The 21,132-nt window shown below is 44.2% G+C and carries 24 protein-coding genes; 5 read left to right on the top strand and 19 right to left on the bottom strand.

Features of this window, described 5'->3' with window-relative positions; all coding sequences use genetic code 11:
• Nucleotides 1-60: 60 nt before the first annotated feature.
• From B9G69_RS14350 to B9G69_RS14340, 3 genes are read right to left on the bottom strand one after another with little or no spacing between them, the layout of a single operon-like run.
• A complete protein-coding gene (locus B9G69_RS14350) occupies nucleotides 61-798 on the bottom strand; it encodes a hypothetical protein (protein ID WP_265437805.1) in 738 nt (245 codons plus the stop codon).
• Nucleotides 798-1,478: a tetratricopeptide repeat protein gene (locus B9G69_RS14345; RefSeq protein WP_088614691.1), complete on the bottom strand. Its 681-nt coding sequence runs from the start codon at nucleotides 1,476-1,478 to the stop codon at nucleotides 798-800. Before B9G69_RS14345 ends, B9G69_RS14350 begins: the two co-directional genes overlap by 1 nt.
• 42 nt (nucleotides 1,479-1,520) lie before the next feature.
• Nucleotides 1,521-2,246, bottom strand: coding sequence for a hypothetical protein (locus B9G69_RS14340; protein WP_088614692.1), 726 nt, complete (start codon nucleotides 2,244-2,246; stop codon nucleotides 1,521-1,523).
• Nucleotides 2,247-2,333: 87 nt separating this feature from the next.
• Here B9G69_RS14340 and B9G69_RS14335 point away from each other — a divergent pair, with 87 nt between their 5' ends.
• Nucleotides 2,334-2,606, top strand: coding sequence for an HU family DNA-binding protein (locus B9G69_RS14335; RefSeq protein WP_088614693.1), 273 nt, complete (start codon nucleotides 2,334-2,336; stop codon nucleotides 2,604-2,606).
• Here B9G69_RS14335 and B9G69_RS14330 read toward each other — a convergent pair.
• Nucleotides 2,587-3,033 (bottom strand): DUF4339 domain-containing protein, encoded by a 447-nt coding sequence (locus B9G69_RS14330; RefSeq protein ID WP_088614694.1) that lies wholly within the window; start codon nucleotides 3,031-3,033, stop codon nucleotides 2,587-2,589. The two genes, B9G69_RS14335 and B9G69_RS14330, sit on opposite strands and share 20 nt — an antisense overlap.
• Nucleotides 3,030-4,640, bottom strand: coding sequence for a ChaN family lipoprotein (locus B9G69_RS14325; protein WP_088617106.1), 1,611 nt, complete (start codon nucleotides 4,638-4,640; stop codon nucleotides 3,030-3,032). The genes B9G69_RS14330 and B9G69_RS14325 overlap by 4 nt, the downstream gene beginning before the upstream one ends.
• A gap of 129 nt (nucleotides 4,641-4,769) precedes the next feature.
• On the opposite strand from B9G69_RS14325, the gene B9G69_RS14320 reads away from it, so the two are divergent.
• Nucleotides 4,770-5,978 (top strand): DsbA family protein, encoded by a 1,209-nt coding sequence (locus B9G69_RS14320; protein ID WP_088614695.1) that lies wholly within the window; start codon nucleotides 4,770-4,772, stop codon nucleotides 5,976-5,978.
• A 37-nt stretch (nucleotides 5,979-6,015) separates the two neighbouring features.
• Here the strand turns inward: B9G69_RS14320 and B9G69_RS14315 are convergent, their stop codons facing one another.
• Complete coding sequence (locus tag B9G69_RS14315) at nucleotides 6,016-6,609, bottom strand: hypothetical protein (protein WP_088614696.1); 594 nt, start codon at nucleotides 6,607-6,609, stop codon at nucleotides 6,016-6,018.
• 141 nt (nucleotides 6,610-6,750) lie between these two features.
• Here B9G69_RS14315 and B9G69_RS14310 point away from each other — a divergent pair, with 141 nt between their 5' ends.
• Nucleotides 6,751-7,875: a hypothetical protein gene (locus B9G69_RS14310; protein ID WP_088614697.1), complete on the top strand. Its 1,125-nt coding sequence runs from the start codon at nucleotides 6,751-6,753 to the stop codon at nucleotides 7,873-7,875.
• Nucleotides 7,876-7,908: 33 nt separating this feature from the next.
• Here B9G69_RS14310 and B9G69_RS14305 read toward each other — a convergent pair whose 3' ends face one another.
• The gene (locus B9G69_RS14305; protein ID WP_088614698.1) at nucleotides 7,909-8,235 is read right to left on the bottom strand and encodes an STAS domain-containing protein; all 327 of its coding nucleotides are present in this window, start codon (nucleotides 8,233-8,235) and stop codon (nucleotides 7,909-7,911) included.
• A gap of 138 nt (nucleotides 8,236-8,373) precedes the next feature.
• Here B9G69_RS14305 and B9G69_RS14300 point away from each other — a divergent pair, with 138 nt between their 5' ends.
• Complete coding sequence (locus tag B9G69_RS14300; protein WP_254916791.1) at nucleotides 8,374-10,761, top strand: LPS-assembly protein LptD; 2,388 nt, start codon at nucleotides 8,374-8,376, stop codon at nucleotides 10,759-10,761.
• Between the two features lie 154 nt (nucleotides 10,762-10,915).
• Here the strand turns inward: B9G69_RS14300 and B9G69_RS14295 are convergent, their stop codons facing one another.
• From B9G69_RS14295 to B9G69_RS14240, 12 genes are all read right to left on the bottom strand, one after another.
• Nucleotides 10,916-11,161, bottom strand: coding sequence for a hypothetical protein (locus B9G69_RS14295; protein ID WP_265437804.1), 246 nt, complete (start codon nucleotides 11,159-11,161; stop codon nucleotides 10,916-10,918).
• A gap of 94 nt (nucleotides 11,162-11,255) precedes the next feature.
• Nucleotides 11,256-11,858, bottom strand: a complete 603-nt coding sequence (locus B9G69_RS14290) for a ribonuclease HII (RefSeq protein WP_416220939.1) — start codon at nucleotides 11,856-11,858, stop codon at nucleotides 11,256-11,258.
• 237 nt (nucleotides 11,859-12,095) lie between these two features.
• Nucleotides 12,096-12,518: a 50S ribosomal protein L19 gene (rplS, locus tag B9G69_RS14285; protein WP_088614702.1), complete on the bottom strand. Its 423-nt coding sequence runs from the start codon at nucleotides 12,516-12,518 to the stop codon at nucleotides 12,096-12,098.
• A gap of 48 nt (nucleotides 12,519-12,566) precedes the next feature.
• The gene (locus tag B9G69_RS14280) at nucleotides 12,567-13,148 is read right to left on the bottom strand and encodes an RNA methyltransferase (RefSeq protein ID WP_088614703.1); all 582 of its coding nucleotides are present in this window, start codon (nucleotides 13,146-13,148) and stop codon (nucleotides 12,567-12,569) included.
• The gene (gene trmD / locus B9G69_RS14275) at nucleotides 13,141-13,968 is read right to left on the bottom strand and encodes a tRNA (guanosine(37)-N1)-methyltransferase TrmD (protein WP_088614704.1); all 828 of its coding nucleotides are present in this window, start codon (nucleotides 13,966-13,968) and stop codon (nucleotides 13,141-13,143) included. The genes B9G69_RS14280 and trmD overlap by 8 nt, the downstream gene beginning before the upstream one ends.
• Complete coding sequence (rimM, locus tag B9G69_RS14270) at nucleotides 13,969-14,481, bottom strand: ribosome maturation factor RimM (protein ID WP_088614705.1); 513 nt, start codon at nucleotides 14,479-14,481, stop codon at nucleotides 13,969-13,971.
• Nucleotides 14,482-14,558: 77 nt separating this feature from the next.
• Nucleotides 14,559-14,798 carry a KH domain-containing protein gene (locus B9G69_RS14265; protein ID WP_038446499.1) on the bottom strand — a complete coding sequence of 80 codons (240 nt, stop codon included), beginning with the start codon at nucleotides 14,796-14,798 and terminating at the stop codon, nucleotides 14,559-14,561.
• 62 nt (nucleotides 14,799-14,860) lie between these two features.
• Entirely contained in the window at nucleotides 14,861-15,109 is a 249-nt protein-coding gene (gene rpsP, locus B9G69_RS14260) for a 30S ribosomal protein S16 (protein WP_088614706.1), read from the bottom strand.
• Between the two features lie 68 nt (nucleotides 15,110-15,177).
• A complete protein-coding gene (ffh, locus tag B9G69_RS14255; protein WP_088614707.1) occupies nucleotides 15,178-16,509 on the bottom strand; it encodes a signal recognition particle protein in 1,332 nt (443 codons plus the stop codon).
• Nucleotides 16,510-16,603: 94 nt separating this feature from the next.
• Nucleotides 16,604-17,380 carry an ABC transporter permease gene (locus B9G69_RS14250; RefSeq protein ID WP_254916792.1) on the bottom strand — a complete coding sequence of 259 codons (777 nt, stop codon included), beginning with the start codon at nucleotides 17,378-17,380 and terminating at the stop codon, nucleotides 16,604-16,606.
• Complete coding sequence (locus B9G69_RS14245; protein WP_088614708.1) at nucleotides 17,377-18,267, bottom strand: ABC transporter ATP-binding protein; 891 nt, start codon at nucleotides 18,265-18,267, stop codon at nucleotides 17,377-17,379. The genes B9G69_RS14250 and B9G69_RS14245 overlap by 4 nt, the downstream gene beginning before the upstream one ends.
• The gene (locus B9G69_RS14240) at nucleotides 18,268-19,905 is read right to left on the bottom strand and encodes a peptide chain release factor 3 (protein ID WP_265437803.1); all 1,638 of its coding nucleotides are present in this window, start codon (nucleotides 19,903-19,905) and stop codon (nucleotides 18,268-18,270) included.
• A 168-nt stretch (nucleotides 19,906-20,073) separates the two neighbouring features.
• Between B9G69_RS14240 and B9G69_RS14235 the strand changes: the two genes are divergently transcribed.
• Entirely contained in the window at nucleotides 20,074-21,117 is a 1,044-nt protein-coding gene (locus B9G69_RS14235) for a rhodanese-related sulfurtransferase (protein WP_088614709.1), read from the top strand.
• Nucleotides 21,118-21,132 lie beyond the last annotated feature (15 nt).

Genomic DNA, 21,132 nt, shown 5'->3' with positions numbered 1-21,132 from the left:
AGTAAGAAACTTCAGGACTGTGTTGTCTTGAAATAAAACAGGACCTAGGTTTTGCTGTATTTATCTATCAAAGGCTCGTCTGAACATCAGCTCACGGGTTTTCTGACGCTCAACCTGAGCTTGGCGTTTTTTCTCAGCCTCTTGACGTTGACCTTCTTGGATCGAAGCGATCTGACGAAGAGCGATCTTTTCATAAAGACTGCCTCCTCTTTCGCCCAGGTCCGACCAGTTTTCACGAAGCTCTGCGACTTCTTTTTTGAACTGTTCTTTAGAACCTTTGAAAAGTTTATTCCACAACACCAAGTGGTCCTTCATCTCGACCGTTTGGATCATGCCGTATTCATTTTTACCTTTGCTATTAATTCCAGAAACCCAGAATTCAAAACCAGCAGGAACTTCCAGCTTTTTCCCATCACGTAATTCAACGTTCAAATCAGCATTAATATTACGAACAATCAGACGATCACCTCGATCAATCAACCAGTATTGACCATGTGAGCCTTTGGTTGTTGCGTAAGGAGTTTCCACAGTGACCTCTGGAGCTTTCTCGACCCACAAAACACCCTTCATCAGGCGCCATTGATTATGGGACAAGCGCATCAAGGTTGATCCTTCAGTTGCATGCAACTCAAGCTCGCCTTGCTTTAAATGAAACGCAGGACCCACCACATGTAAAGCACAGCTTTCAGCTGACTTCAGACATGCTGTGGGTTGTTGAAGCGTATCCGAAGAAGCTCTTACGCGAACTTCGACTTGAAACGCCAACACAAAAATAAGTGCCTGCAAAACCTTCTTCATTATTTGAATTCCACACTCTGAGCCAGCTTGCGAGCTTGCTTGCGAAGGTCTTCGTTTTTGAAGTTCTTAGCGACCGTATTATAGACTTCGGCAGCTTCATCAACTTGATTGTTGTATTCACTGATTTGCCCCATACGCAGTAAAATGAAACCTGTCAGATCATTATCCGGGTATTGAGTCACCATGTCGTCAATTGTCGCCAATGAACTGCGGAAGTCCTTCTTCAGGAAGTAGCTCTCTGCGATAAAGAAATGCGCTTCAACACTATGAGAAGTCAGTGGATATTTTTCCAGCAACGTGTTGAATTCTTTGATGGCTTTATCATAGCTGTGTTGCGTGAAGTACTTTTTTGCACGCTCAAAAATGACTGGTGACAAATCAATCGCCGCATCGCTGGCTGGAGAACGAACGGCGGAGGCCAAGTTATTCAACTCATATTTGGCCTGAAGTGTTTTGTTATCCGGAAGAACTTGTGCAACAGTTTGCTGAAAGTCTTTAAGTTGGTAACTTAAAAGAGAATTATTAAATTGCTCCTTCTCAACCTTTTCATTGAGGGCGGAGATTTGCATTTCATATTTCTGATGACCATTAAAGTGCCCAACAAGCACTCCATAAACGGCAACGATGCCGATCGTAAGGCACAAACAGAAAACTACAAAGAGCGAGTTCTGATTCTTCATGCCCCACTTATCGGCGGGAAACTGCTAAAAATTGAGACTGTATTATTTTGAGACTGAACTCTGGACCTCAGTATAGACGACCTCAGCATCAAGGTCTTTCCACTTACCGTCCTTCATCTGTTTAACGGGCACGCGCCCCTTCATGACGCGCAAATTTTTATCACTTTCCGCATACCAAAAATGCACGGGGTCCACGAGTGCCGCAATTACAAAACTCGTGGGCTTCATCTGCAGCTCAATAGTCTTCTCTCCACTTAAAACTTTTTCCCCCACCTTACGAAGGGTAAAACCCACGGTTTCCAAACGATCCCAAACGGCATAACGAACACTTACGCTGTCACCTTTTTGAAACTGTTCCCAATGAGCTTTGACGAAGGCTGCAAAATTCGAAGAACATAAAATAAAACCTGTGGCTTTTTCATCCGCAGTTTTCTTTTTACCATCAGCTCCTTCATACTCGAATTTGATTTTGCCACTCTCGACAGTGATCAAGCCTTTTTCACCGGTCTGCGATCTTACAATTTCATAACGGATCAAATTCTCATTACGAATGACGCCAACTTCCGTAACAGCTGTTTTTCCTTCCGTGTCACGAAAGTCGCCCTGGACACGGACCTCATCCCCGTGTGGAGTAAAATTAACGGAAAGATCATAGAGCTTTTGCTTTCGTTCTGATTTCAAATCATACAGCTGAGCGGCAATCTTTTGTTGCGCAGATAAAGTCAATGGAAACAATAAAATGAATAAAAAACGAACCAAATTCTTCATCGATGTCCTCTCCGTATTTCAATTTAACTTGACCATCTTAATAGCAAAATTTAGTGTCGATCCCCTGCACTTAAAAGGATACTGGCAATGAATAAAGCTCAACTGATCGACATCGTGGCTGAACGTACAAAATCCACGAAAGCACAATCTGAAAATATTCTTGACGCTACCCTTCGTGTTATCCAAGAAGCTCTAAAAAAGGGTGACGAGGTAAAACTTGTGGGCTTCGGTACATTCTCCAAAGCCACTCGCAAACCACGCCAGGGTCGCAATCCAAAAACCGGTCAAGCGGTTAGAATTCCAAGCGCTCACGTGCCGCGTTTTAAACCAGGCAAAGACCTTAAAGACGCTCTAAACTAATCAACTGATCCGATGTGATCACAGAATAAAACTCGGGGCGATCTTTAACTTGGCACCACCCGCTAAGTCCACTTTTCCATATATGTTGATAAGGGGAAACACGCCCCTCTTTTAATCCCGCCTTAATAGCGGAGATTGAAAATGGGCCTTCCTGCAAAGGAGCCGAGCCATTTTGCTCAACTAAGAGAACCCATTCAGGTAATTCTTCATCCACGGGCATTCCAGGAATGAAAGATTGTCCCGCAGGAAAAAGTTTCAGTTCAAACACTCCCCACTCCGCCGCAGGCTTCCACACGTCGCCTTTACTCTCGTCCAAAATCAGATCTAAAAACCCAACTTCTCCGCGATGAATAAACGAGCGCATTTCTTCAAGACTAAAGGGTCCCACCGGTTTTAACTGAACACTGCGAAACCAGGTTTTTTTCATAGTTTCTCCTTCTTGCTGTGGAACGGCGTTGGCAATGATTCAACAACTTCCAATATTCCGTAATAGGCGACTTCAAAATTTTTATTATCCAGGGGTTTTTCAATGAACGAGGCCATCATCGATGTTTTTAACAACTTCTTTTGATATCCATAAAACAAGCGTTCCCCCATCATTCCACCCAACAAAGTAGCGGCCACCATATAGCTTGCTTTGCGACGGGGTTTAGCTTGAAGCTTGTGCTTCGGCACTCCCGTGATCATCATCAGCTCGTGCATCTTTTGCGATAGCGCCAGCTGCAAAGCTTCTTTCCCGATATCACTTGAATCCTTGTGCACCAAACTTGCTTTGATATCGGCGATGGTGTCGGTCTTTCTTTTGGGGTTGATCATTTTAGAACCAAAATAAGCGACCGCTTCCATCCAAATCCAACGCAAGAAATCCTGGGGCATCTCAGCAAACAAAGTTTTAGCGCCACTGACTTGCGCATGCACATATTGCATAGCCAGTGTCGCTGCGTGATTGACCGTACCACGCGCCAGATAAGCCGCGCTGATTTCCGGAAGATAAAACGAATATTCATCTTCGATCAGACGCTGAATGAAGGTCTGCTTTTTAAGGTCATAATTTTCGCGCACCTGACTCCAGAATGAATCATCATGGGCGGTGTAAACCGACAAGGCAGAGAGAGAGACTTCCAGCCCCAACTCTTCGGCCATGATTTTTACGTAGCGACCGACATGATCGGTAAAATCGATAGGCTCGAAATCCGAGTTTTCATCTTCGTCCCAATCATCATCCTCGTCATCCATTTGAAAGCGCAAACCTTCATCATATGTCTGTTCAAGGTACATTAGATAGTTCTGCCATTTAACCCAAGGAGGAACGCTCATCAGACAAAAGGTATTGCGGTTGATACGGATTAAATCCGTGATGTTTTCGGCACCTTGATTCAACAATTGAAAATAAATTTTTTCGGCGTTTTGGAAAATACTTAAAACCTTCTTAGCAAAGGGTTTTCCCAAGTTCTTTTGAATTTCAGCAGGAATATGAGCTCCTGCTAAATGCAAATCACCATAAATGACGAAAACCAAACTGTCGGGATGCGTTTTTGTTAACTCTGCGATCTTTTTACCGGCGAAAACATCTCGCGACTTCAATGTGGTTGCATTGCGTTTCGCAAAAGCCTTGTTTAAGCCGTATACAGGGATTTTATGTTTCTGAGCATAGCGAAGAATGGGACGATAGTGCTCCCAGGGAAAACCCCAGCGAGTTTCCCACTTAACACTTTTTAAAAAGTCTTTTTCAGACATTTTACCCTGCATGAATTTATCAAGCTTGGATTGGTCAGCGGCATCAAAGAACTCCACCACTAAAACTGTCTTACGGTCCTTAGGAATATTTCTTAAAACTCGCAGCTGGGCTTTTTGTGACTGATGAAGCGCATGAAAATCCCCCATCAATACCACTTGAGAATCTGCGATCTGTGTCCATAGATCAGCTTGACTGGCTGCTTGCCATTTCCGAGCGAACTCACCTTGATAGGTTTTATGATAACGCATCAACTCTGGAGTATCCTCTCCCAAGCGATGGCGAACCTGCTTCTCCATTTGTAAATAGAGATCTTTTCGAATGCGAATCCACTTTTGTATGTCGTTCAAAGCTGTCTTCCTTGATAGCCCTTCAATTTTTACATAAATTTCATTGATTTCAAACACGAATCTAAGATTGAATAAGGCATGAAAAACACATCGAGCAAAAATCTGTTTCTGACAATTGCAGTTATCGCAACTTTGATCGCCGTTGGCGTTCACGCTTATCTTTTCCAACATTTTTACGTTGTTAAATTTGGAACTGACCCGGGCGCTTCTATTTGCAATCTGAACGCTACATTTAACTGCGATACCGTGGCCTCAAGCAGCTTTGCTAAATTCCTGGGGATCCCAGTCGCCATGTGGGGACTTGCCACCAATCTGATTTTACTTTTCCTTTTGTGCGTAACCCGTTGGAATCTGGTGCAAGATCGAGAAAAAACATCACGCTATGCTTTTGCCTTATCCGGTCTAGTTGTACTGGGGTCTGTAATTATGGGCGTGATTTCAGCAACAGCGATGTCTTCCTATTGCCTGTTTTGCATGGCCGCTTATGCGCTTTCCCTGGTCACGTTTTTTGGCGCATGGAAAGGTGCTTCAGACTTAACGACAAGCAACCTCATTGAAGACATCAAAGATATTTTTGTCACAGAAAAATGGATCCTGGGCTCCGCGATCGCTATCCCGGTTATCGCATTCTTAGTGAACTTCATGTACACAGAGTCCAAAGGTTTCAATGACCTAGAAAGACTTGCTCAGGAAAGAATTGCATCTTGGATGTCCTTCCCCGAGCAAAAATTCGACGTAGAAAAAGGCCTTGTCCTGCAAAAAGGCACAGAACTACCAATCATGACCATTGTTGAGTTCGCTGACTTTTTCTGCCCGCATTGCAAACACGCAGCTCCGCCAATTCACTCGTTCGTGAAAGACCATACTGATGTGAAATTGGTTTTTAAACCTTTCCCTCTTGATCCCGCTTGCAACAAGGCAATGCAAGGAGCAGGTGGTGATGGCATTCGCTGCGGACTCGCGGTTGCGGTGTTCTGCGCTGAAAAATTAGCTAAAAAAGGTTGGGATGCGCACGACTTTATTTTTGATAAGCAAGAGACCCTATTCAATCTCCACAGCCTTGATAAGTCACTTGAACAAGTAGCGACATCTACTGGCCTTTCAAAGGATGATCTAAATAAGTGTGCAAAAGATCCGGTTATGACAGAGATGATTGCAGCCATGGCCAAAGAAGGCGCTGATGCACAAATCCAAGGAACTCCCACAGTCTTTGTGAATGGCCGACTTCTTAGTGGCGGCCAAGATAAATCAACACTGGAAACTGTCTATAAATCCCTGAAGAAATAGAAACTAAAAAGCCACCCCAAAAAGGTGGCTTTTTTTATTAAAGACCCACCAGTCCAACCAGCCAATTTGCCAACTGCCCAAAGGCATCATCAAAGACTATGACACTGGTTTGCGCCAGGCCATGAACGATATCCAGCCAGAACGCCAAGATCACAATTCCTAACGAAGCAGCACACAAAGCACGCACCACATAGATCGTCGAACGCGCATCCGCAATGCGCAGATCGGTCTGTATTTTTTCAATAGTTTTAAGGATATACTGAAGCTCTTTAAAGTGTTCTTTAAATTTCTCGCGAAGCTCTTGTTGCTTAGCCCGAGTCAAAGAGTTAATCCCGGGAAATCCACGCTTAGCCTTAATCGCATAAATTAAATCAATGCCGTGATGAATGAAGCGAGTCACTTTGGCTTTAAAATCCGGATAATCCGACGGCTCTTCTAAGAAGTCCTTCAACTCTTCGATGGCACGATCGTATCTTTCACTCAACACCAATGTCAGAATTTTATAGCGGAAAGACTCAGGGCTTCCCAACTCAGAACTATCCACCTTGCCCATATCAAATAGGCCAGCGTCGTCGATCTTCTTAATTTCTGATGCCACAGCGGCGTTGTCTTTTAATGCTGGAACAGCCATGAGTTACTTTTCGGACTTTAACAACAAAGCATAAAGGCTATTTCACTGGGTCTTAGTCTAGTCTTAGGCCTTTGGTTTGACGAGGCCGCCTCATACTGAGAAACTAGATTAAGGGCGACCTAGACTTCATGGAGGAGGGCTATGGACACCGAACAATTCCAGAGCGCTAAATTAGGACATTTAGATTTTGAATTCGAGCAGAAAGCCACTGTGGCAGCTCCAATTCCACTACCTGACGAGCTTCCGAAACGAGCTGATGTCAGTCATTTGCCAAAGGAAATCCTGAAATCATCGACTGTGGAAAATCTTATTTCACAGAATGAAGATTTGATGGCTCGACTTAAAGTCGCCATTCGCAGACTTTCTTTGCTTGAGACTGAAAACACCCGTTTAAGTGAAGAAACTCACAAAGCTCGCCTGTCGCAATCATCGGTGACGGATCAAATTCTTGTGTGGCGAGAAAAAGACAACATGTGGAAACACAAGGTTGATCAGATCGAACGCGAAAAAGAGATCGCCACAGAAAAGATGCGTGCACTTGAGGTCAAAGTGAAAAACATGATGGCAGATTTAGTCCGCCACCAAAAATATCACGACCGTATCAAAACTCAGGTGAAACCTTATATCACACAGTTAAAAGAATACTCTGCGGCTCAAGACATTCGCGTTTCCGAACTGGAAGCCGATTTGAACCATAAAGAAGCTCTTCTTCGTGACCTTCGCCATCAAGTTATTGAAGTTACTAAGAATGCTCGTTACCAGGTCGAGACTTCGGATAAAAAATCTCAAGAGATGGTTCAGCACTATGAGGACCAAATTGCGAGTATGAGCAAAGAACTTCAAGTATTACATCAGGCTCAAGAAGATCTTGAAGTAAAAACGGCAAAACTTCATTCCGCCCTCGAGCGCCAAGACACCTTGGAAAATGAACTTGTTGTCGTTCGTCGCAGCAAAGAAGAAATTCGTCACCGCTTGGAAAATGAGATTCAACGCCAGCAAGAACGCATGAGCGAGCTTACGCGTCAGAATCAAAAACTAGGCGTCGAGCATGCTGACTTGCAGATCCGCGTTGTTCAAGACAACGAGACAATTCAAAAACTGGAAAAAGAAAATCGCCAGTATTTTGAGCAACTCGAAAGTCTTCGTTATATGTGGAATGCTAAGAACGAGGAAAATGAAAAACTCAAGGCTGCAGCAGCTGCTTTGGAGCGCTTGAACCTTGAGTTGAGTCAGAAATTAAATGATCTAAGAAAACAGGACAGTTAATTCGCCGAGCCATCGGCGAATTCGCCAGCAAATCTAGAAGCTTTGCAAAGCACCTTCGATACTTTCATGAACTTCCAGCGCCGGACATTGAGAAAACGCAAAGAGGCGCTGGAAATCTGGATTCAAGCCAGCGATTTTAACGTTCAAACGCTTAGCCGCGTTTAGATCATTCAAAACACCAAAAAAAGACTGAATCCCCGAAGACCCCACAAAATTCAAATTCTTCATGCAGAACACGATTTTTTTATCCGCAAATGTCGTCAGGCAAGCTTGTTTGAAAGACTGAGTCTTCTCAATCTCGATGCGGCCGCTTAAAGAAATAATAGTAATATCCCCGTCTAACACGAGTTTCAAATCCATGAAAATTCCCCTTCGATACTTCACTGATCAGGTTCTTACTTAACGGTAGATATCCATGCCGTTTTGAGTCCAAATTTCATGCTCGACAAAGGGCTAAACCCTCCCTACCATAGTTGGGTGTATCTACGATTGTTCATCTTGTTTTTATCACTAGTCCTGTCCCTTGCGACATCTTCTGCGGCTTTTGCCGTAGACACCCCTGCAGCAAAAATTCAGGGAATTTTGCTTAATGCTGACAGTATGTTCCGTGATAATGAGAATGAAACTGTTGAACTCGAAGGCAATGTGCAAATCGTCTATCAGGGGCAACACATTAAAGCCGACAAGGCGACTGTTCATCTTCGCACTCATCGCGCGGAACTTGCGGGCAATGTTGAAATCAGCGACATGAAAAACACGATCGCAGGATCTCGTGTAAATCTTGATTACGAAAACAACACCGGTATCATTTATGATGGATTTGTATCCTCCGGTCAGGTGGCGTTTTCAGGAAATGTTTTAGAGAAAACCAGCGATCAAGAATTCATCGTCAACAATGCCGACTACACGACATGTACAAACTGTCCTGCCACGTGGAGTTTTTCCGGTTCGACGGTACGCGCTGAAATGGGTGGCTATGCCTATATCAAGAACGCGATCTTACGCATCTCTGACATTCCCGTTTTCTGGCTGCCTTACCTAGTCATCCCTCTGAAGAGTGACCGCCAATCAGGTCTTTTAACTCCCGGCTTTGAGTTGTCTGACAACGGGGGGTTCACGATCTTCCAACCGTATTTCTGGGCAATCTCTCGCAGCACAGATGCTACGATCACTTTAAAAAATTACGAAAAGCGTGGTCTTAAGGGAATGCTCGAATACCGCTATGCTCTAAATGAAGACAGCGGTGGCGTCCTTAATACGGCAACGGTTTACGATAGTGCCTTCGGTCGCGATGAACGGTTAAACACATTTCGCTCGGCTCAGGAAAAAAATGCTCCGTTAGAACGTTATTATATTAGATACGAACACTATCAAACGATGCCCAACGACTATGTAAATCGTGCCAGCATTAACCTTGCGAGTGATTTGCAATATCCCAAAGACTTCCCACTGGAAACCATGAATCACGGTGACTCGGCGATGGAAAGTCGCGTGTCAGTGACTAAAAACACAAAAGATACTCACACGAGCGTCGATACGTCGTTTTATTATAATCTTTTGCAGGCCGATCCTTTGGCAGGCAACGAAGATGCCGTTCATCGCCTGCCTGAAATCCGTTGGTCACAGGTTGAGAAAAATATAGGTGACACAAATTTCGTTTATACGATTAATTTAGATTACGTTAATTTCGCACGGAGTGGTCAAGGTTACGACGACATGACTTACTACACCGATGCGAATGGAAATAAGATCCGTTATGTGAACAACACCTGCAATGACCCGAATTGGTCCAATACTGCTGGCTGTCGCAAAACCTACAAGGGTTATTTTGACCCGGCTACAGACTTAATTCGCACCGGTCAACGTTTGGACTTTTTGCCGACGCTTTCATATCCTATCAAAGTTGCTGATGGCGTGGATGTACTTCCTCGCGTCAGTTACCGCGAAACTCACTATGCATTTAATATTTCAGACGATCAAAATTATGTGCGCAGATATGCTCGTACAGAACTCGCCGGGCGCATGGATTTCAGCAGAATCTATGGCGATCAAGTTGATGCAAAAGCCACGCGCTATAAGCACGAAATCATTCCAGAGATCACATACACCAACATTCCTTGGATAGATCAAGGATCGCACTCGTTCTATGGCCAAGGTCAGGTGAATGATGCTCCATACACTTCGACCGACTCCATCACCGACCTGGATTTGGGATCAGACTATGGACTGCAATTCGACTACACGGACCGCGTATACGACCGCAATCTCGTAACACTGGCTTTGACCAACAAAATGATTCGTAAAACGTGGATTGCAGATCGTCCCGAGTACCAACAGATTGGTTACCTTAAGTTGGCTCAATCCTATGACGCCACTCAAGCCAACAAAGCACAAAGCGAGCCATGGTCGGACCTCAGCGCGATCTTAGATGTGCGCTTAGAGCGTTTCCAAACATATTCCATCTTCAATTATTATCCGTACCATGGCGTAACCAATGCCTCTTCACGTGTGCGAGTACTCAATGATATGGGTCAATTTGCCCAGGTCGCTTTAACCAAACAGTATAAAATTTCGCCGGGTAAAGCGGTGGATCAGTCAGCACGCACCGAAGATTGGACCTTCTCTGCAGGATTTATTTCCAAGTATGTAAACCTGATGGGTCGCTTAGTGTACGATGCGAACATTCAAAGTTCTGATAATGAAAATCCCAAGTCCTGGGCTTACATCGCTCAGTTCAAACCACCGGGCGATTGCTGGATGATCACATTCATACAAGATCAAGTAACGGGTGGTGACTTTAATACGCGTCTCAGCTTCGAGTTCAATTTTGATGGAACTCCGAAACCACCGATTCCACCGGAAGCCCTCGACCAATTCGGCTTCTAACGAAACGCCACAACAACGACTTCTGCTGAGTTACATCCCATGCTGTGCAGCTTATTAGTACAGCTTCGTGGGTCGCGTTTAGCATAGGTCGCTGTCCTGACACATCTCTCGCCTAAAACCTTATGTTACATCGCCTCTGCAATTTCAGATAAGTTTATGTGATGTCGTCGATGATGGTGATTTCTCCGAAGCGAGTGACGAAGGCCCAATGCACTTCGACGAGGCAATTGAATCTGGATGCTAAAAATATAGCAGCGCCTTTTAAGCGGAACTTCTGTCGTGGAGAAATCCGCGCATTGTAAAATGTTGTTTGATTGGCCGTCTTTACTTCGACCATTAAAAGATTTTGGCGATCCGGCATTCGAAACAACAAATCAATTTCAGCATAGGGAGTTTTCACTCGTCGCTTCAGCAACTGATAGTTTCGATTGATATAATATCTAGAAACGAATTCTTCCGACTGGACCCCTCGCTCGTGAGCCCAGTAAGCTTTTTTAACGGAGGTATTCTTTAACACCGGCGAAGGACTTGCGATGGTGATCGCATGGTCCGTGGTCGACGATGGATTGTTTGTGAACCGGTGTCGAGTATCCTTTGTGTCCTTCGAAGCCATAAACAGGGAATTTCGCTCCTAACTCTTTCATCAAGTTATCACGAGTCACCTTAGCAACAATCGAAGCCGCAGAAATCGGAGCCACACGCAAATCACCTTTAATGACAGTCGTTTGCTGATATCCCGGCAGGTTTGGAATCTTTTGATTCCCATCCACCAACACGTGTCCTGATTTTACACCCAAAGCCTCGATCGCGCGTTTCATTGCAAGCAACGACGCCTGCAATATGTTCAACTCGTCGATCTCTTCAACTGATGCAGATCCAATTCCCACTTTATGTTTTTCTTTAATTAAGACAGCCAACTCCTCGCGGCGCTCTTCGGACAAAAGTTTTGAGTCCGTCACTAGGTCATTCAAATCTTCTGATTGAAAAATAACGGCTGCCGCATACACAGGCCCAGCAAGACATCCACGCCCCACTTCATCAACACCAATAACAGGAGTTGGAGAAAACTCGCGCCATTCGACCTTTGGAAGATCCATTTTCTTTTTCGGCTTTGCTGATTTTTTTGCCTTAATGACAGTAAGAGTTTTCTTAGATGCTGATTTTTTTAAAGCCATTGCTGTCGTATCCCCGAATGAATTGTCAGTTCAGAGATATTAGCCAGAGGTCATTTGCGCGGTCACTGAAAACAGCCGCGTCACAAAAAGCAAAAGACCTGATTCGTAGTGAACCAGGTCTTTGAAATTTCATTTATAGAAATTTTCGAAATTCTGAAATTACTCAGCTGTTGCTGCAGATACCAATTCAGATTCGATTTTCGCAGCTTTACCAGAAAGGTTGCGAAGGAAGTAAAGTTTAGAACGACGTACTTTACCGATGTTAACCAATTCAACTTTATCCAAAGCTGGAGAGTTGAACGGGAAAGTTCTTTCAACGCCAACACCTGCAGAGATTTTACGAACTGTGAAAGATTTCGCAGCGCCGGAACCTTGGATTTTAGTTACGATACCTTTGTAAAGCTGAACGCGCTCTTTTTCGCCTTCTTTTACTTTTACGTATACGTTAACAGTGTCGCCAGAATCGAAAGCTTGGATGCTTTTGTTAGCAGCCTTGATGCTTACGCGACGAACTAGGTTCGTTTCTTTAACGTCAGATTTCGCTTTTACAGTCTTAACAGATTTTTTTGCAGCTTTAGCCATTGCTTAGTCCCTTATGCCAATCAAATATTCAAAAAGTAAAACAAGGGTCTACCATGGACCCATTACGCGGTCAAGACAGATACTTACTGCCGATCTTACTGAAAGATGGCGGTAGTCCTGGGGTGGTGCTCCCCTAATGCTTTCTAATACTCCGGAGCAGGATCTTAGAAGCTCTGTAGTCATGCCGTTGCCTGTACCAAATAACATGAATACGGGCTTTTTTTCTACGTGCATTTCATGACGCAACTCGCTAAACGAGTATTTTTTCAAACCCTCGTCGCGGGCCGAAGTCGAAATTAACAGGGTCTCAGGCGTATTCCAATCTTCTAAGGCCTTTTCTACACTTTCGATCGGCTTCACCGTCCCAAGTGCTGTTTTTCTCATCGGATTGTATTTAGCACCCTGACCGGTGCGCCAGTGATCCAAAACACGGTCCACAAACATCAGCTGCTCTTTCATCGGATGGATGATGTAATATTTTTCCACCCCAAAGGTCTGAGCCGCTCTCGCAATGTCATGGATATCGAAATTTGTGATGTTCGTTGCGACCGTTTTATTCTGACGATCGCGCACTGGATAGTGAACCAAGCCGATTGCCAAGCGTGGCACATAGATTGAATTTTCAGCCATTGAAATCTTCCTCGCTGAGTTCTGATAAGCCCAACGTGCGACGATCAGTCTCAGATAAATTCATCCAAAATTTTTTAAGCTCTTTTAACGGAGCTTCCGTTTTTTTCTTTTTCAAAGCGCGATATTTTTCATTCTGCGCCTCAAGATATTCTTGAAACAGGTCAGGACGCTTCACCAACGTCACCAGGGCAGAAATTTTGTCCTTCCACTCCCCGATCAACTTGTGATTTCCACCAAGCAAAACCTCTGGCACTTCCACGCCGGCGAATTCGCGCGGGCGAGTGAAGTTAGGATGCTCTAGGAGACCCGCAGAGAAGCTATCCTTATCAGCACTCTCGTTGTGTCCCAAAACCCCAGGAATAAAGCGTGAGAGTGCATCAACGACCACCAAAGCCCCCAGCTCCCCACCCGATAAAACATAATCTCCAATAGAGATTTCTTCATCGACGTGAGCATTGATAATTCTTTGGTCAATGCCACCATAGCGACCACAAATTAGGACCAGGTGTTCTGCTTTCGCAAGCTCACGGGCTTTGTCATCAGTTAGGACACTTCCTTGCGGAGACAAATAGATGACTTTTGAGTTTTTATGTTTCACTTTGGTGAGGGTTTTTTCGAGTGTTTCAGCGAGCATAATCATGCCGTCTCCACCACCGAAGGGACGATCATCCACTGTTTTGTGGCGATCAGTTGCAAACTCCCGAGGCGTGTGAGCTTGCACCTGGAGGCGATCACTTTTTAGAGCCTGCCCCAGAACACCGTAAGACACAGCATTCTGAATCATCTCGGGAAAAAGAGTGATCACGTCCACTTTAAGCATTTAAGCGTTCTCTAGATCGAACAAGCCTTCTGGCAAATCCATCACAACGGATTGGTGCTTGAAATCGATTTTTTTGATGAAAGCATCCACGAAGGGGATTTCAACTTTTTTGCCGTTCGTTTCAACGACCAAAAGGTCTTGAACGCCGTTACTTGAGAAGCCCACGATTTCACCCAAAACTTTTTGTTCTGGATCTTTTAATTTGAAGTTTTTGATTTCATTCAGATAGATTGTCTCGCCAGCTTTAGAAACCAACAAGTCGTCATCAATCAAGAATTCCATGTGCTCGACGCCTTCAGCAGCCGTGCGATCCCCGATCTCAGCGGCTTTCACGATCAAACCTTTTTTAAAAGGTTTCGTGCGCTCCACCGTGAATTCCTTCGTGGAACCATCTTTACCTTGCAGAGCGAATTTCTTCATGCGCTTTGCCCAAGTGATTTCACCGGAGAAAATAAGGACGTAAAGATCGCCCTTTAAGCCGTGCGCTTCTCTGACTTTTCCAACTAATTTCATAAATACCTCAAGAAACAGAAAGGGGTTGTGTAACACAACCCCTTTCCTAAGAATCTAAAATTTAATATGTCTGAATACTATTCAACGATATCCAAGTGATAACGTTTATTCAGCTTAGTACCAGCGGCGCGAATGATTGTTCTCATAGCGGCTGCCGTTTTACCTTGTTTGCCGATAACCTTACCAAGATCTTCTTTATCTACTTTTAGAGCAAGTAGAGTCGTTTGCTGACCTGGAATTTCATCCACTTCAACATTCTCAGGCTTATCGACAAGGGACTTCGCCATGAATTCAACGAGGTCTTTCAAGCTATCCATATTACCCCCAACAGAAGTTACCTAAGTGATATTTTATCGCATATCACTCAGATGCCAACTATTTATTTACCTTGGGCCAACTTAATAACGTGTTTTACACGGTCAGTAGGTTGTGCACCTTTTTTGATCCAAGCTTCAACTTTAGCTAGATCAAGCTCGACCTTTTTATCGTTACCACGCGGAGTTGGATTGTAAACACCAAGAACTTCAAGGAATTTACCAGTTACATAACGACGAGAATCCGCAACAGTGATGCGGTATTTAGGATCATGCTTAGCGCCCATACGAGCCAAACGAATTACAACTGCCATTTTTCTAAACCTCTTGTTCGAAACAGTAAGCTCAACTGTGTACTGTGTTTAATTTAAAATATCAAGCCTTAAAATGGGAACTTCATCCCACCACGGCCCATGCCCATTTTCATCATTCCGCTCATCATCTTCTTGGCGTCCTCAAACTGCTTTATCAGCTTGTTTACGTCGGAAACTTGGGTTCCCGAGCCATTCGCAATTCTTGTGCGTCGCGATGCGTTAAGAATCTTGTGATTATTGCGTTCTTGGATGGTCATCGAACGAATGATCGCTTCGATTTTCTTAATCTCGTTATCCGGGGGAGTCATGTTTTTAAGCTGTTTTGAGATCTCTCCCATACCCGGTAAAAATTTCAAGATAGTTTCAAAGCCACCCATCTTTTTAAGCTGTTGAATCTGACCCAAGAAATCGTCCAGGGTGAATTCATTCTTCATGATCTTCTTAGCAGAGTCACGAGCAGCTTTCTCATCGATCACTTCCGCCGCTTTTTCTACTAACGACAGAACGTCACCCATATCTAGGATACGCCCCGCAAGACGGTCTGGATGGAATACTTCAAGAGCATTAACCTTCTCGCCCACGCCTAGGAACTTAATTGGAATCCCTGTCACTTCACGAATAGACAGTGCAGCACCACCACGGGCATCACCGTCTACTTTTGTTAGAACCAGTCCTGTTAAGTTTAAACGCTTGTGGAAGCCCTCTGCGACATTCACAGACTGTTGTCCTAGCATCGCATCTGCAACCAACAAGATTTCTTGTGGAGCCCAGATGTCCTTCAAACGCCCTAACTCTCCCATCAACTCGTCATCCACTTGCAAACGACCGGCTGTATCTACAATAACCACGTCGATCATATTGTCTTTTGCCCATTGTTTGGATTTTTCCAGAATCTCTTCCGGTTTCATCCCAATCGGCGTCGGGAAAGTAGGAATATTATTTTGCTTACCCAAGGTTTGTAGCTGATCAATCGCCGCTGGACGATAGATATCGGCTGGAATCAATCCTGGTTTTTTACCCAATTTCTGACGGATATACAGAGCCAATTTTGCAGAAGATGTGGTTTTACCAGCCCCCTGCAAACCCACCATGAAAATCACACTTGGATTTTCGCGCACGTTGATATCAACTGCGCCGCCACCCAAAGTTTGCACCAATTCATCGTGCACAATTTTTACAAATTGCTGACCTGGATTTACGTTTTGCAGAACCTCCGCACCTAAGGCCTTTGCCTTCACGCGATCGATAAAGTTTTTTACGACTTTAAAGTTCACATCAGCTTCAAGGAAACTTAAGCGGATTTCTTTAATGACATCTTCAATGTTGGATTCAGTGATCTTGCTTTGACCACGAACCTTTTTAAGGGATGCCATAATTTTATCAGATAAGTTTTCAAACATCGTATTCTCCGAATGATCGAAATTTATTAACCCAAAGGACACCGATTCACAAAGAACTCACCTTAACCACCGGCGTCAACTTGTCGAAATCAGGTTACCAGCGTTGGAATGAGCCGCGTTTTAAACTGAAATTCGCCAGGCCATAGAATACCACAAATCCCAATATAGAAACTGGAACAGCCACTTCCATGCTGACATCGCTAACCCCAATCACCCCATAACGAAGACCGTTGATAAGATATAAAAGAGGATTCAGTTTTGAAAGCATCTGCCAAAACGGATGCAGATGATCGATGGATAAGAAAACTCCTCCCAGGTACGTCAAAGGCAAAAGAATGAAAGCCGAAAACGCCGACAATTGATCAAACGTTGTTGCCCAAAAAGCCACTGAGATCCCCAAAAGGGAAAAAATCAATCCAGCCACGACCACAAAGAACATCGTATAAATCGGATGAGCAATGGTTAAGATCTCTCCCTGCTGATACCAACAGAAAACAGATCCCACGATATAAGTGATCAATGCCACGATAAATCCACGCACTAAAGCCGCAAGACTCATCGCCCAGATGATCTCCTGATTGCTAATAGGAGCCACCCGCAAGTCTTCCAAATCTCCAGAAAACTTCGACGAGACAATCGATGAAGATGAATTTTGAAAGGCATTATTCATCAAGCCCATCATCATCAAACCAGGAATCAGGAACGAAAGATATTTAACTCCTTGATGAGTCGGCATCGCTGCACCCAAAGACACACCAAAGATCAAAAGATACAAGAATGAGGAAACAAAAGGAGTCACGATTGTTTGCACGATCACTTTTAAGAAACGCGCAATTTCACGACGGAAAAGGGCAATAAATGGCGTCATCATTTGCTCACCACCTTCATAAAGGCTTCTTCCAAATTACCTTCTTCGATTTTTACGTCTTTAATGATGTTCACGGGAACTTGGATTTCATTGAGGAACTCCCCCATTAGTTTTCCTGGAGGAACAACGAACATAAACTCCATGCCTTCATGAAAGAACATATAGTCAGTCTTAAATGCAAAGGGCTCTGACAATGTCAGACGGATTTTCTTTTGAGTGTATTTGCGGACCAATTCCTTGGTTTCTCCCAAAGCCTCAAGATTTCCGAGATTAATGATACCAATTCGGTCGCAAAGCTGCTCAGCCTCCTCAAGGTAATGGGTCGTCAGCAAGATCGACATTCCTTCTTTACGCAGCTCTTGAACGAACTGCCACAGAGTTTCACGCAGGCCAATATCTACACCCGCAGTCGGCTCATCCAACAGCAGCAAGCGAGGCGTGTGCACCAAAGCTTTTGCAATCATCAGGCGGCGTTTCATGCCACCAGAAAGTTGTTTGACCTTTTTATGACGGTGTTCATACAAGGAAAGCTTATGTAACAGAAAGTCGATGCGCTCTTTGTTGTTACGAATTCCGTAATAACCCGACTGGAAATTTAGAATTTCATCAACGCTAAAAAATCCCGAAGTAATCACCTCTTGATGAACGACACCTAGCTGCTGCTTGGTGTATCGAGGATTGGCCATCACGTCTTGACCAAACACTTCAACCGCCCCGCTGGAGGGCTCCTCAAGTGTTGTGATCGTTGAAATGATCGTCGTTTTGCCCGCGCCATTCGGTCCAAGGAGACCAAAGATCTCCCCGGGTTTTACATCAAAACTAATACCCTTCACCGCCTCTTGGCCGGTGGGATATTTCTTTTTAAGATTTTCAATTTTTAAAGGTAACATTTATCTCGCTCTCGAAATACTAGTGCTGAACTCAACATCTGGGTTCTCGCGTTTTAGCCAATTCAAATCCCATTCTTGGTTAACCAAAACCACCGGGTTGCCCTGAAGATCTGCCGCCATATTGGCGCCACCTTTTAGGCTCGCTACTGGTTTACCATCGATCAATGGCCAACGGCATACTCCGTATGGCAGGCGATTCAACTTCACTTCCAAGTTGTATTCATCTTGAAGTCTGTGCATCAAAACCTCGAACTGAAGTTCACCGACTGCGCCAATAATAGGATCTTGGGGACCTACGTGAGGTTCAATAAACAACTGAATCGCACCCTCCTCTGATAAATGACGAAGAGCTTCTTGAAGCTTTTGACGTTTCAACGCATCCCGAACACTCAAGCGACCAAACAACTCCGTCGCAAACTTGGGAATATCTTCGAACTGAATTTTTCCTGATGATGAAACGCAGTCCCCAATCGCAAAGTTACCCGTGTCACCCACACCCACGATATCGCCGGCGTAAGCTTCATCGACCGTTTCTTTATCTGCAGCCACGAATTGTGAAGAGTAAGCCAAGCGCAATTCTCTTTCCAAGCGAGAGTGCTGAACTTTCATTCCGCGTTCAAACTTACCAGAGCAAATTCGAATAAAAGCAATACGGTCACGGTGACGACGATCCATGTTCGCTTGTATTTTGAATACAAAACCTGTGAATTTTGCATCCAAAGGATCCATCACCTGATTGTCCTTTGTCGGACGAGCTTGAGGACCTGGAGCGTATTTTGTGAAAAACTGAAGGAAGGTGTCCACGCCGAAGTTTTGCTTTGCAGAGCCGAATGTCACGGGTGAAATTTGACCCGTTAGGAACTCATTCACATCGAAGGGTGGAAGAGCACCCTCGATCAAATCTAACTCTTCCAAAACTTGGTCGGCAGATTCTTTATCAAGGTAGTTATAAAGAATTTGATCGTCCTTCCCTTTAACGAAAGGTATTTTTTGATAGTCTTCAACTTCTTCACGCCGTTGATCGTAGATCCAGATTTCCTGAGTCAAACGGTTGTAAATTCCACGGAAACGCTGACCGATACCTAATGGCCAAGTCACTGGATAGCATTGCATATTCAAAGTCTTTTCGACTTCGTCGATCAATGTCAGAGGATCTTTGCCTTCACGATCGAGCTTATTGACGAAAGTGAAAATGGGAATCTTGCGAAGACGACAAACTTCATAAAGTTTTTTAGTACGTTCCTCGACACCCTTGGCAACGTCGATCAACATTGCGGCGGAATCCACCGCCATCAAAACGCGGTATGTATCCTCAGAGAAGTCTTTATGCCCCGGTGTATCTAGAAGATTCACACGCAAATTGTCGTAATCGAATGTCATGACAGATGAGGTGATCGAAATCCCTTTTTGTCTTTCAAGCTCCATCCAGTCTGATGTGACCGCCTTAGCGCCGGACTTGCCCTTAACCTCGCCCGTTTCGTGAATCACACCCCCGTGATAAAGTAATTTTTCAGTAAGAGTCGTCTTACCGGCATCGGGATGCGAGATGATCGCAAATGTTCGGCGTCTTTGAATTTCTTTTTGGATTGCGGGTGTGGCTAACATACTTAAACCTTTAGATTTGCTGTAAAAAATCATTTTTATTCGATCATAACCAGTGGCGCAAGGGAATCCCCTCCCGGGATGGAATTAACGCCCGCTGTCTTTTTCCTTCTTGCGCGAAGGACCACCTGGGCATTATAACCCTCTTCGAACTAACAACTCCTACTGGTTTGGAACCGGATTTGGACAACTGAAGGTGATATTATGACAACTGAAAATGCCTTGAAGCATTATGTTACGACTTTTTATAGCTTCCAAAAAATCGAAAATCCCGAACAAGTTAAATTAGATTTAGAAACGAAGGCCGATGAGCTGAACGTGAAAGGCCTGATCATTTTAGGAACTGAAGGTTATAACTCCACGGTGTCAGCCGTTAGCGAAGAATCTTTCGAGACCTGGAAGCAATTCATTCGTGACTACTTTCACAAACCGACTCAATTCTATAAAGACTCTTATTCCGACAAAGCACCATTCCGCAGATTCAAAGTAAAAATCCGCGAAGAAATCGTGACAACAGGTATTCCTGAAATGCAACCACCTGATGGCGTTAATCACCATTTGACCCCGACAGAGTGGAACAAGGTCATGAAGGAAGAATCTGATTATGTGATGATTGATACTCGCAACTGGTACGAGTATAAAATCGGGACATTCAAAGGTGCTTTGAACCCGAACATTGAAAAGTTCACCGACTTTCCTCAATACATCGAATCTCAAGGGATCGCTAAGGATAAGAAGATGTTGATTTTCTGTACTGGCGGCATTCGTTGTGAGAAAGGAATTCTGGAGCTTCAAGACAAGGGCTACAACAATGTCTTCCAATTGGAAGGCGGCATCTTGAATTACTTAAACGAATATCCGAATGATCAATATGAAGGTGAATGTTTCGTCTTTGACCACCGCGTGGCTGTTGATCAGAATTTAAAACCTTCAACGAAGTATGGCCTGTGTCCTCACTGTGGTCAGCCATCTGAAATCAAAATTGAATGCAAGCGTTGTGACGAACCAGGTATGGTTTGCGTGAACTGCATCGAGCTGGAATTCAAAAAAGACACTTGTTCCAGAAACTGTGCTCACGGACTAAAACTTCACCCTGGCAAAAAAGCCAGAAAACAAGTTGTTCCGTTTAATATCGAAAAAATGAAGGCCGAGGGCGCGACTGATATTCCAACCATTCGTGTAAGCAAAACTAAAGTTGTTCAGCTGAACGACAAAGGCGAAGCTGAAACTGTTTCTATCAAGAACTAGTTTGTTATTCGAGCC

The sequence above is a fragment of the Bdellovibrio sp. SKB1291214 genome, assembly GCF_002209355.2.
Lineage (GTDB): Bacteria > Bdellovibrionota > Bdellovibrionia > Bdellovibrionales > Bdellovibrionaceae > Bdellovibrio.
The sequence above is the reverse complement of the archived record's forward strand: the minus strand, read 5'-3'. Positions and strand labels throughout refer to the sequence as shown.